The following is an 11,980-nucleotide window of genomic DNA, read 5'->3' as shown; positions in this document are numbered from 1 at the left end:
CTATAGCACATGCGGAACCAGAGTCTTTTATTTATGAGAAGGACTTGGTTTTTTGTCAATAAACAGGGAAACACGGATGTTTACCATCGCCTGGCTGGAATCACTATCGATATTTTGGATAGAGCAGGATTCAATTTCTTTGTCCGCTCGCCACACGGCAAGGTGGAAGCAACGCGAAGCTCTATATTTATCTTGGCAGGCTTTGGAGCTTGCCATAGATGTCGGTCGGGCTTGCCTTCCGGCGGAGCTCAAGCGCATTCTTGCGGCGCCGGATATGGACTTGCCGGCCGTCAGGCAAGATTAGTCGGCTTCCCAGTCGTCTCGAAGGGGACAACGATGTGTCGCCGGCCTCTGCAGAAGCCGAGAACCCACCGCGCTGTCCGTCCGCCTTCGCTCATAATTCTTTCAGCCGTCGGCCTTCTGCGTTTCGCGACAAGCTCATTGCCGGTTCTTGCGGCATCCCGCTCCTCCCCAAGCAGGCTTGGCAGTCGGTCGCTGACGAACTGGTCCTGCACACACAGCGCAGGGACGAGCTGGTAGATCGTCTTGCTGGACGAAACTCCGAACGCCGGGGTGAAAAGTAGATCGTCGGCGGTGATATTGATCGTTTCGGTCGCTTCGAGGAGATCGCGCGCGGCCTGTCTGGAGATGATGTAACCCCCGGTCCCCGGATGGTTCTTGTAGAGCCTGAACGCGGAAAAACCATGACCGGTGGCGATCCTTCGTCGGTGAATGAGGGTCTTCTTGAAGTACGTTTCCAATTTGACAATGTCGGCATCTGGCGGAATCCAGCCGTCGTCAGCAAGCAACGGACCGGCCTTTGCTGAAAAAACCACGTCGTCCTCGAAGATGGCGCCGTAGCGAGCCTCGTCCTGCGCCAGCATCGTCCAGCAGACGCGGTGGCTGTGCAGGCAGGCGACCTCGCTGGCCAACAAACGCCGGGACGCATAAATCGGATGTTGCGGTTGCTGCCCGAGTTCAGGGTGGCTACGTGCATCGACCGCCGCAACGCGTTGGAACGCGACGCCGATCCGGGCGAACTCTGCACTTATGTGTGCAAGTCGGTCCGGGGACCGATCTAGGTTTATGACCAGGCACTTCATTGTCGACAAAGGTCCAGCGGGATGGGCGGTGAACGATATATTAGAAGCGGCGCGCTTTTTAGTGTGGGCGCGCGGTTGTGTACAGTTTTCGCCATTTGGTCAATCCGCTGGGTTCGGAGAACCGAATTCAAAACAGCCCTTGACCTTCCAGTTACTGGAAGCACTACCTCTGCCTCGAAGCAGGTGCATCGAGGCATTAGAAATGACGCATTCAGATCACGATCATCACACGCATGGCGCTCATGGCGGCTGCTGCGCGGCAAAGGGCACGGGCGGAGATTCGGATGCGGTTCTGCGCGATCCGGTCTGCGGCATGACGGTGGAGCCGCCCGCCGGCAAGCCGACATTCGAGCATGGCGGCCGCCTCTATCATTTTTGCAGCGAGCGCTGCCATTCGAAGTTCCAGGCCGAGCCGGACCGCTACCTGACCGCCGTCGACCCTGTCTGCGGCATGATCGTCGACCGCGCCGACGCCAGGTATTTCGTCCGCCATGAAGGCCAGGGCTTCTATTTCTGTTCCGCCGGCTGCAAGGCGAAGTTCGAGGCAGCGCCGCAAACCTATCTCGGCGACAGGCCGGCGCCGGCGCCGATGCCCAAGGGCACGCAATACACTTGCCCCATGCATCCGCAGATCATCCGCGACAAGCCCGGCTCCTGCCCGATCTGCGGCATGGCGCTCGAGCCCATGGGCGTGCCGACGGGCGATGAAGGGCCGAATCCCGAACTGGTCGACTTCACCAGACGCCTCTGGGTGAGCGCGGTGCTGTCGGTCCCGCTGCTGATCGTCGCCATGGCGCCGATGATAGGCCTGTCGCTTGAGGGCCTGGTCGAGGAGCGCGCGAAGGTCTGGATCGAACTGGTCCTGGCGAGCCCGGTGGTGCTGTGGGCCGCTTTCCCGTTTTTCCATCGCGGCTGGGACTCGATCCTCAACCGCAGCCCTAACATGTGGACGCTGATTTCGCTGGGTGTCGCCGCCGCCTATCTCTACAGCGTCATGGCCACGCTCTTCCCGGACATATTTCCGCATCAGTTTCGCGGCCATGGCGGTGCGGTGCCGGTCTATTTCGAGGCGGCCGCCGTCATCGTCGCGCTGGTCTTCCTCGGCCAGGTGCTGGAACTGCGCGCCCGCGAGAAGACCGGATCGGCGATCCGAGCTTTGCTCGACCTCGCGCCGAAGACCGCGCGGCGGGTCGCCGAGGACGGCGCCGAGATCGATGTCGGGCTGGACGAGGTCAAGACCGGCGATCGCCTGCGCATCCGTCCCGGCGATGCCGTCCCGGTCGACGGCACGGTGCTCGAAGGCCGCTCCTCCATCGATGAATCGATGATTACGGGCGAGCCCTTGCCAGTCGAGAAGGCCGAAGGCGACGCCTTGACCGGCGGCACGCTCAACAAGAATGGCTCGCTGATCATGCGCGCCGAACGGATCGGCGCCGAGACGACGCTGTCGCGCATCGTCGAACTCGTCGCCAAGGCACAGCGCTCGCGCGCCCCGATCCAAGGCCTGGCCGACCGCGTTTCCTTCTACTTTGTCCCGACCGTCGTCCTGGTCGCGATCGCCGCATTCGTCGCCTGGGCGATCTTCGGCCCCGAGCCCAGCCTGATCTTCGCCATCGTCTCGGCGGTTTCGGTGCTGATCATCGCCTGTCCCTGTGCGCTGGGTCTCGCCACACCGATGTCCATCATGACCGCGACCGGGCGCGGCGCGCATGCCGGCGTGCTGATCAAGGAAGCCGCCGCGCTCGAGCGCTTCGCCTCCGTCGACACGCTGATCGTCGACAAGACCGGCACGCTGACCGAGGGCCGGCCGAAATTGACCGATGTCGTGGCTGCCAGCGGCTTTTCCGAGAACGAATTGCTGAGATGCGCCGCGGCCCTGGAAAAAGGGTCGGAGCATCCGCTGGCCGAGGCCATCGTCGACGGAGCCGGCCAGCGCGGCGTGAAGATCGCCGAGGCCGGCAGCTTCGAGGCGGTTACCGGCAAAGGCGTTTCCGGCACGGTGTCGGACAAGAAGGTCGCGCTCGGCAATGCCGCGATGATGGCCGATCTCGCCATCGACGTTTCCGGGGCCCTGGCCAGGGTGGAAGCCTTGCAGGGCGATGGCAAGACGGTGATGTTCGTCGCTGTCGACGGCAAGCTGGCCGGCATCGTCGCCGTCGCCGATCCGGTCAAGGCGACCACGGCCGAGGCGATCAAGGCGCTGCATGGCAGCGGGCTGCGGATCATCATGGCGACCGGCGACAATGAGCGCACGGCCAGGGCGATCGCTGGACATCTCGGCATAGACGAGGTTCGGGCAGGTCTGTTGCCGGAACAGAAGGCAGCGCTGGTCGAGGAACTGCGCGGCAAGGGTGCCGCCGTCGCCATGGCCGGCGACGGCGTCAACGATGCGCCCGCGCTTGCCGCCGCCGATGTCGGCATCGCCATGGGAACGGGCGCCGATGTCGCGGTCGAAAGCGCCGGCATCACCTTGGTCAAGGGCGACCTCAACGGCATCGTCCGCGCCCGAACCCTGGCGCAGGCCACCATCGGCAACATCCGGCAGAACCTGTTCTTCGCCTTCCTTTACAATGTGCTTGGCGTGCCGGTCGCGGCCGGCGTGCTTTATCCGCTCACCGGCACGCTTCTGTCGCCGATGCTGGCGGCGGCGGCGATGAGCCTGTCCTCGGTTTCCGTGATCGCAAACGCATTGCGCCTGAGAACGTTGAAACTCTGAGATTAACCCCCAGATACGAAACCCAACCGACAGGAGACCATGAATGACCTTGGCTAAAAAACTCGTGCTGCTGCTGATGGCCGCCGGAATGCTGCTTGCCGTTTTCCTCGAAAGCGTGCCGGCGCAGAGCGAGGAGATGAAGCACGACATGGGTGCCATGGCCATGGGGGCGGAAAGCCCTTCCACGGCGGGCTACAAGGCGGCGATGGACAAGATGCATACCGACATGATGGCCTCCCAATATACCGGCAACGCCGATGTCGATTTCGTCCGCGGCATGATCCCGCATCATCAGGGGGCGATCGACATGGCCAAGGTCGAACTGGCCAACGGCAAGGATCCGGAAATCCGCAAACTCGCCGAAAACGTCATCGCCGCGCAGGAAGCCGAAATCAAGCAGATGCAGGACTGGCTCGCCGCCCATCCGGTGAAGTAAGGCATCAACGGCGGCGACCGGAGAACCCGAGCTCCATCCTGGATTTCTCCGTATGCTTGTGATGCCAAGCGCCTCGATCGCTTACCCAGGAGCCCCCATGCCCACGACGACAAGAACCACCAAGCTGCCTTCGGGCGAAGCCGTCCAGGTGCTGGGACAGGGCACCTGGAAAATGGGCGAGGATGCCCGCCGTCGAGCCGGGGAGGTCAATGCCTTGAAGCTTGGGCTGGACCTCGGCATGACGCTGATCGACACCGCCGAAATGTATGCCAGCGGCGGCGCCGAGGAGGTGGTGGCCGAAGCCATCGCCGGCCGGCGCGAAGAACTCTTTCTCGTCTCCAAGGTGCTGCCGTCCAATGCTTCGCGCACCGGCGTGCCGGCGGCTTGCGAGAAAAGCCTGAAGCGGCTGCGCACCGACCGCATCGATCTCTATCTCCTGCACTGGCCGGGCAGCGTGCCTTTGGGCGAGACGGTCGAGGCCTTCGAGGCGTTGAAGAAGGCCGGCAAGATCCGCCACTGGGGCGTCAGCAATTTCGATACCGATGAAATGGAAGAGCTCACCGGTTTGCGCTCGGGCGGCAATGTCCAGACCAATCAGGTGCTCTACAATCTGATCCGGCGCGGCCCCGAATTCGACCTTGCACCATGGAGCCGCCAGCGCGGCATTCCGCTGATGGCCTATTCGCCGGTGGAGCAGGGTGCTTTGGCGCGCAACAGCAGGCTTGACGCCATCGCCGCCCGTCACAATGCGACCCCTGCGCAAATCGCCTTGGCCTGGGTGATGCATCAGGACGGCGTTATCGCCATTCCCAAGGCCAGCAGCCAGGAGCACGTCCGCCAGAATTTTGCCGCGCTGGACATAAAGCTTACGGCCGATGACCTCGCCGATCTCGACCGTGCATTCCCCCCACCGACGCGCAAGCGCGGACTGGAAATGATCTGACTATTTCTCCGCCAGCCCCTTCAGCCGGTAAAGCGCCTCCAGCGCTTCCTTGGGGGTCATCTCGTCGGGATTGATCTCACCGAGTGCCGCGCCCACAGCGTCGCTCTTCACCAGCTTTGGCGCTTCCCGCTTCATCGCCACCGAAAACAGCGGCAGGTCATCGACCAGCCGGTTGGTCTTGCCGGAGACCTCGCCTTGCTCCAATTGGTGCAGCACCGCCTTGGCGCGGTCGACCACCGCTTCCGGCAGGCCCGCAAGGCGGGCTACCTGGACGCCGTAGGAGCGGTCGGCGGCACCCTTGCCGACCTCGTGCAGGAAAACGACGTCGCCTTCCCACTCCTTGACCCGCATGGTGACGTTGGAAAGCCGCGCCAGCTTGCCGGCGAGCGACGTCATTTCGTGGAAGTGGGTGGCGAAGATCGCCCGGCAGCGGTTCTTCTCGTGCAGATACTCCACCGCCGCCCAGGCAATCGACAGCCCGTCGAAGGTGGCGGTGCCGCGGCCGATCTCGTCGAGGATCACCAGCGCCCGTTCGCCGGCCTGGTTGAGGATCGCCGCCGTCTCCACCATCTCGACCATGAAGGTCGAGCGGCCGCGCGCCAGGTCGTCCGACGCGCCGACGCGTGAGAACAGCCGGTCGACGACGCCGATATGGGCCGATGTCGCCGGCACGAAGGAGCCGGTCTGGGCCAGGATGGCGATCAGCGCGTTCTGCCGCAGGAACGTCGACTTGCCACCCATATTGGGGCCGGTCAGCAGCCAGATCGCGCCGTTCCTGGCATTGCCCTCCGGCGAGAGGTCGCAATCATTGGCGACGAACGGGCCTTCGCCCGAACGGCGCAGCGCCTGTTCGACCACTGGATGCCGCCCGCCAGAAATCTCGAAGGCAAGGCTAGAATCCACCACCGGCCGGCACCAGGCCTCGCTTTCCGACAAAAGCGCAAGCGCCGCCGACACGTCGAGCACGGCGAGCGCGTCGGCGCCGGCGCGGATCGCCTCGGCCGCGCCGACGGCTTCCGCCGTCAGCGCATCGAAGGCGGCCAGTTCGATGCTCAGTGCCCGGTCGGCGGCATTGGCGATCTTGGTCTCGAGTTCGGCGAGTTCGGTCGTGGTGAAACGCATGGCGTTGGCCATGGTCTGGCGGTGAATAAAGCGCGCCTTGGCGCCATCGCTGCCAGTCATGGCGGCGTGATGATTGGCCGTCACCTCGATGTAGTAACCCAGCACATTGTTGTGCCGGATCTTCAGGGAGCGGATGCCGGTTTCCTCGATCAGCGAGCGCTCCAGTCCGGCGATCACTTTTCGCGACTCGTCGCGCAACGCCCGCATCTCGTCGAGTTCCGGGTGGTAGCCGCCACGAACGAAGCCGCCGTCGCGTTTGAGCAGCGGCAGTTCCTCGCCGAGCGCCTGGGTGAGATGTTGGGCAAGCGCCTCGGGCAGCGCCTTGATCGCGGCCATCGCGCCGGCCAACTCCTGGGGCAGGGCGGTCGCGGCAAAGGTTTCGGCGATGGCACCGGCCGCCTCGAAACCAGCGCGGAGCGCGCCGAGATCGCGTGGCCCGCCCCGGTTGAGTGCCAGCCTGGACAGGGCGCGCGGCATGTCGGCGACGCTCTTCAGGCTCATCCGCACCGCCTGGCAATGCCTGACCTCGGAGCGGAAGAACGAGACGGAGTCCAGCCGCGCGCCGATGGCCGCCGGGTCGGTCAGCGGCGCCATCAGCCGGTCGGCGAGCAACCTCGCGCCGCCACCGGTCACCGTGCGGTCGATTGCCTTGAACAGCGAACCCTCGCGGCTGCCGGACAGCGTACGCAACAGTTCGAGATTGCCGCGCGTCGCCGGATCGATGAACAGGGTCGAGCCCTGCTCCTCGCGCTCGGGCCGCGACAGCGGCGGCCGCTCGGCCTTTTGCGTTTTCTCGACATAGGCGATGGCGCCTGAGATCGCCGACAATTCGGCGCGCGAAAACGTGCCGAAACTGTCCGGTGTCGCCACCTCGAAAAAACGCGCGATCCGCCCCGTGGCCGAGGCCGAATCGAACAGGCTCGGCGGCTGTGGGCTGGCGACACGGCCGAGCACGTCGAACACCGGCTTCAGGTCGGGATCATGGAACACCGGCTCGGCGACGATGAGTTCGCGCGGATCGACACGGAAGATGTCGGCCAGCAGCCGGTCGGCGGTGGTCTCGGCGACGCGGAAAGCACCAGTCGAGATGTCGATCCAGGCAATTGCAAAGCTGTGCTCGCTGCCGCCCTTCACCCGACCCAACGCCATCAGATAACTCGATTCCGACGGCGCCAGCAGTTTGTCCTCGGTGATGGTTCCCGGCGTCACCAGCCGCACCACGTCGCGGCGCACGACCGATTTGGAGCCGCGCTTCTTGGCCTCGGCCGGATCCTCGATCTGCTCGCAGACGGCAACGCGGAAGCCCTGGCTGATCAGCTTCTGCAAATAGTCGTCGGCCGCATGCACCGGCACGCCGCACATTGGAATGTCGTGGCCCTGATGCTTGCCGCGTTTGGTGAGCACGATGCCCAGCGCCCGGCTCGCCTTCTCGGCATCGTCGAAGAACAGCTCGTAGAAATCGCCCATGCGGTAGAACAGCAGCGAATCCGGGTTAGCCGCCTTGATCTCGATGAACTGCTCCATCATCGGCGTGACGGCGGCAGCGCCGGGCTGCGGCGGCGTCATCGCCTCGGGGGCGGCGTCGGGCTCGTTTGGGCTGTGCATGTTCATGGCGCGGCACGCTAGCAGATGTGATGGCGGGGTTTAATGCCAGGCCATCGAAAAGCAGGGGAAGACCGCGAGCTGTCTTCATGGAACGGCTGTTCAGCTGCATTGCCCGACGCGGCGATCGCGAATATCTGTCATCTTGGGCAATAATGGCGGGGGCGTCATGGACAAAGACGGGCACGAAACGTTCGAGGAGATGGTGGGACCTATCGACTCGGCGCTCGAACGCTTCTGGCTCAATGCTGCTCGGCAGGCCGGCCAAAGTGTAGGCAATCTGAAGCAGCTGGCGGCCAATCGGCTTCCTTTCATCCTTCCGACTACCGGCCCTTTCTCGGGTCTCGACGGAAGCATCCGGGTAGCTGTCCATGTCCTCAGTCATGATCCGCTGGTGATCTACACGCCGATCGGCGGGGCACGGCCGCTCAGCTCGATCGTGGCGATCGCCCGGCGCTTCGCTTCGCGTCGCGCCTCCTTTCTGATGATGCCTAACTGGACACTCGAGCGGCCGCGTCTCATCCCAAAGCTCGCCAGGGACCTCGCCTGGCACCGCGAGCGGTTTCCAGCTCATGAGTTGATTTTTCTCTGCAACACCGAGGAAGAACGCCGCCTGGTCACCACTGTCGGAGGAACCGCGATCTTCTCCAACCACAATCTGATGGTCAGCGAGGACATCTTTCGGCCCTTGCCGGATGTCCCCGTCGAGTTCGACGCGGTCTATAATGCTCGCATCTCGCACACCAAGCGCCACCACCTCGCCTTCGATATCGAAAGGCTCGCCCACATCACCTTTTCGATCGGCGAGCTGCCGCGGGTCGGCAACCGTGCCTTCATCCGGCGCTTGCAGGCGCAATCGCCGCTGCATCGCATCGCCAACCCGATCATCGATGGCCTGACTGGCTGGCTGCCGCCGCAGGAGATCAACCGCGTCTACAACCAGGCCGCGGTTGGTCTCTGTCTGTCGGCGGCGGAAGGAGCGATGCGCTCCAGCATGGAATATCTGATGGCGGGGTTGCCGGTGGTGAGCACGCCCAGTCTTGGCGGCCGGGACGTCTTTTTCGATCCGGACTATTGCATCATCGCCGAGCCCGATCCGGCGGCGCTCCGGCGCGCGGTCGAGACGTTGCGCGACCGCGCCATTCCCCGCGATGAGATTCGCAACCGCACGCTGGCCAAGGTGCGGGCTCAACGGCAGGAACTCACAGTGTTCCTGTCCGACCTGTTGAAGAGGATGGGAAGCAGCCAACCGCCGCTGACGCAATGGCCGTTTCCCGAAATTGGGCTGCTGCGGCGCTGGGCGGCGGTGCGCCGGCACGCGAATGAAATCACGGCATTAAGGAGGCGGCCAAACGGCTTCTGACCGGCCGTTTCCGCTTTGAAGCAGCTTTGCCCAGCTTCGTGGTTTACACGCGGCGGCCCGTGGTCTTAATTCGCAAGCACACAGGTACCCGCTTCAAGGAGGTGCCGCACCGGCGAGGAAATCAAAAGCATCATGGCCAGGAAAACCGAGAACAACGGTCCGTCCGTCAGCGCGCAGGAAGCGCTCGAATTCCACGCCATGGGCCGGCCCGGCAAGCTGGAGATCGTCGCCACCAAGCCGATGACGACGCAGCGCGATCTCAGCCTCGCCTATTCGCCAGGCGTGGCAGTGCCCGTGCGCGCCATCGCCGAGGACCCATCCAGGGCCTTCGATTACACGACGCGCGGCAACATGGTCGCCGTCATCTCAAACGGCACCGCCATTCTTGGCCTCGGCAATCTCGGCGCGCTGGCCTCCAAGCCGGTGATGGAAGGCAAGGCGGTGCTGTTCAAGCGCTTCGCCGATGTCGATTCCATCGACCTCGAGGTCGACACCGAGGATGCCGACGAGTTCATCAACTGCGTGCGCTTCCTCGGTCCGTCCTTCGGCGGCATCAACCTGGAGGACATCAAGGCGCCGGAGTGCTTCATCATCGAACAGCGCCTGCGCGAACTGATGGACATTCCGGTCTTCCATGACGACCAGCACGGCACCGCCATCATCTCGGCCGCCGGTCTGATCAACGCGCTGGAAATAACCGGCCGCGACATGAAGACCACGAAGCTGGTCTGCAACGGTGCGGGCGCGGCCGGCATCGCCTGTATCGAGCTGATGAAGGCGATGGGTTTTTCGCCAGAAAACATCGTCCTTTGCGACACCAAGGGGGTTGTCTTCCAGGGCCGCACCGAGGGCATGAATCAGTGGAAATCGGCGCATGCGGTCAAGACGGAGGCGCGTTCCCTGGCCGAAGCGCTGGACGGCGCCGACGTCTTCCTCGGCCTTTCGGCCAAGGGGGCGCTGACCACCGCCATGGTGCAGTCGATGGCCAAGAACCCGATCATCTTCGCCATGGCTAACCCCGATCCCGAGATCACCCCGGAGGAAGTGGCCGAGATCCGCACCGACGCCATCATGGCCACCGGGCGGTCGGATTACGCCAACCAGGTCAACAACGTGCTCGGCTTTCCCTACATCTTCCGCGGTGCGCTGGATGTCAGGGCCACGACCATCAATGACGACATGAAGATCGCCGCCGCCCGCGCGCTGGCCGAACTGGCGCGCCAGGACGTGCCCGACGACGTCGCCGCGGCCTATCAGGGCAACCGGCCGAAATTCGGCCCCAACTACATCATCCCGGTGCCGTTCGACCCACGCCTGATCTCGGCCATCCCGATCGCCGTGGCCAAGGCTGCAATGGATTCTGGCGTCGCCCGCAAGCCGATCCTCGATCTCGACCGTTACGCGCAGGAGCTTTCCGCCCGCCGCGACCCGATCGCCTCGACGCTGCAGCGCATCTACGACCGCGTGCGCCGCCAGCCCAAGCGCATCGTCTTCGCCGAGGGCGAGGAGGAGCAGGTGATGCGCGCCGCCGTCTCCTACGTGAATCAGCGGCTCGGCACCGCCATCCTGCTCGGTCGCGACGACGTCATCAAGGAGAACGCCAGGCACGCTGGCATCGACCTGAACAAGCAAGGCATCGAGATCATCAATGCGCGCCTGTCGCGCCGCAATTCGATCTACACCGACTATCTCTACGAGCGCATGCAGCGCAAAGGCTTCCTGTTCCGCGACTGCCAGCGGCTGATCAACAACGACCGCAACCATTTCGCCGCCTGCATGGTGGCGCTGGGCGACGCCGACGGCATCGTCACCGGCGTGACCCGCAACTATTCGACCGCGCTCGACGACATCAGGCGCGTCATCGACGCCAAGCCCGGTCACCGCGTCATCGGCGTCTCGATCGTGCTCGCGCGCGGCAAGACGGTGCTCGTCGCCGACACCGCCGTGCACGACATGCCCAACGCCGAGCAGATCGCCGACATCGCCGAGGAAGCGGCGGGCTTCGCGCGCCGCATGGGCTACGAGCCAAGGCTCGCCATGCTTGCCTATTCCACTTTCGGCCATCCACAGGGCGAACGTTCCGAGCGCGTCCAGGAAGCCGTGCGCATCCTCGACAAGCGCCGCGTCGATTTCGAATACGATGGCGAAATGGCCGCCGACGTCGCGCTCAACGCCCGCGCCATGGCGCAATACCCGTTCATAAGGCTGACCGGTCCGGCCAACGTCCTGATCATGCCGGCTTTCCACTCGGCCTCCATCTCGACCAAGATGCTGCAGGAACTGGGCGGCTCGACCGTCATCGGCCCGCTGCTGGTCGGCCTGAACAAGCCGGTGCAGATCGTGTCGCTGAATGCCAAGGACAGCGATATCGTCAACATGGCGGCGATCGCCGCCTATACGGCGGGGGCTTGAGGGGCTTCCCCCGTGTTGGACGCCTCACGCCAGCCGCATCACCTGCTTGTGGCTGGCGATCTCCGACAGCAGCCAATCCCGGAACAGCCTGACGCTGATTGAAATGCGGTTGCCCGGCTTCTGCCACAGGCAGTAGCTCTGTGGAATTGCGTGGCGGATCGTGAAGGGCGCGACCAGCTGGCCGCTGGCCAGCAGGTCCTTGACCATGATGTTGTCGGCCAGCGCCACGCCGCCGCCATTGACGGCCTCACGGACGGCAAGCGCCGGGTCGTGGAAGATCGGG

9 protein-coding genes are annotated in these 11,980 nt (G+C 64.2%); 6 read left to right on the top strand and 3 right to left on the bottom strand.

What is annotated here, in order from left to right; translation table 11 throughout:
* Positions 1–76 precede the first annotated feature (76 nt).
* Positions 77–304: a hypothetical protein gene (locus tag LB516_RS02575; RefSeq protein WP_224718856.1), complete on the top strand. Its 228-nt coding sequence runs from the start codon at positions 77–79 to the stop codon at positions 302–304.
* On the opposite strand, the gene LB516_RS02570 is transcribed toward LB516_RS02575, so the two are convergent.
* Positions 291–1,103 carry a glycosyltransferase family 25 protein gene (locus LB516_RS02570; protein WP_224718855.1) on the bottom strand — a complete coding sequence of 271 codons (813 nt, stop codon included), beginning with the start codon at positions 1,101–1,103 and terminating at the stop codon, positions 291–293. The genes LB516_RS02575 and LB516_RS02570 overlap by 14 nt on opposite strands.
* 202 nt (positions 1,104–1,305) lie before the next feature.
* Between LB516_RS02570 and LB516_RS02565 the strand changes: the two genes are divergently transcribed.
* The 3 genes from LB516_RS02565 to LB516_RS02555 all read left to right on the top strand — a co-directional run bounded on the left by LB516_RS02565 (position 1,306) and on the right by LB516_RS02555 (position 5,198).
* The gene (locus LB516_RS02565; RefSeq protein WP_224718854.1) at positions 1,306–3,819 is read left to right on the top strand and encodes a heavy metal translocating P-type ATPase; all 2,514 of its coding nucleotides are present in this window, start codon (positions 1,306–1,308) and stop codon (positions 3,817–3,819) included.
* 43 nt (positions 3,820–3,862) lie between these two features.
* Positions 3,863–4,255 carry a DUF305 domain-containing protein gene (locus tag LB516_RS02560; protein WP_140614900.1) on the top strand — a complete coding sequence of 131 codons (393 nt, stop codon included), beginning with the start codon at positions 3,863–3,865 and terminating at the stop codon, positions 4,253–4,255.
* Between the two features lie 97 nt (positions 4,256–4,352).
* Complete coding sequence (locus tag LB516_RS02555) at positions 4,353–5,198, top strand: aldo/keto reductase (RefSeq protein WP_140614899.1); 846 nt, start codon at positions 4,353–4,355, stop codon at positions 5,196–5,198.
* Here the strand turns inward: LB516_RS02555 and mutS are convergent, their stop codons facing one another.
* Complete coding sequence (gene mutS, locus LB516_RS02550) at positions 5,199–7,931, bottom strand: DNA mismatch repair protein MutS (RefSeq protein ID WP_224718853.1); 2,733 nt, start codon at positions 7,929–7,931, stop codon at positions 5,199–5,201.
* A 160-nt stretch (positions 7,932–8,091) separates the two neighbouring features.
* Here mutS and LB516_RS02545 point away from each other — a divergent pair, with 160 nt between their 5' ends.
* Entirely contained in the window at positions 8,092–9,285 is a 1,194-nt protein-coding gene (locus tag LB516_RS02545) for a glycosyltransferase (RefSeq protein ID WP_224593324.1), read from the top strand.
* A 132-nt stretch (positions 9,286–9,417) separates the two neighbouring features.
* Entirely contained in the window at positions 9,418–11,697 is a 2,280-nt protein-coding gene (locus LB516_RS02540; protein WP_224593326.1) for an NADP-dependent malic enzyme, read from the top strand.
* Between the two features lie 24 nt (positions 11,698–11,721).
* Here LB516_RS02540 and LB516_RS02535 read toward each other — a convergent pair whose 3' ends face one another.
* Complete coding sequence (locus LB516_RS02535) at positions 11,722–11,925, bottom strand: hypothetical protein (RefSeq protein ID WP_224593328.1); 204 nt, start codon at positions 11,923–11,925, stop codon at positions 11,722–11,724.
* Positions 11,926–11,980: the final 55 nt, after the last annotated feature.

This window comes from Mesorhizobium sp. CO1-1-7 (genome assembly GCF_020164885.1).
GTDB lineage: Bacteria > Pseudomonadota > Alphaproteobacteria > Rhizobiales > Rhizobiaceae > Mesorhizobium > Mesorhizobium australicum.
The sequence above is the reverse complement of the archived record's forward strand: the minus strand, read 5'-3'. Positions and strand labels throughout refer to the sequence as shown.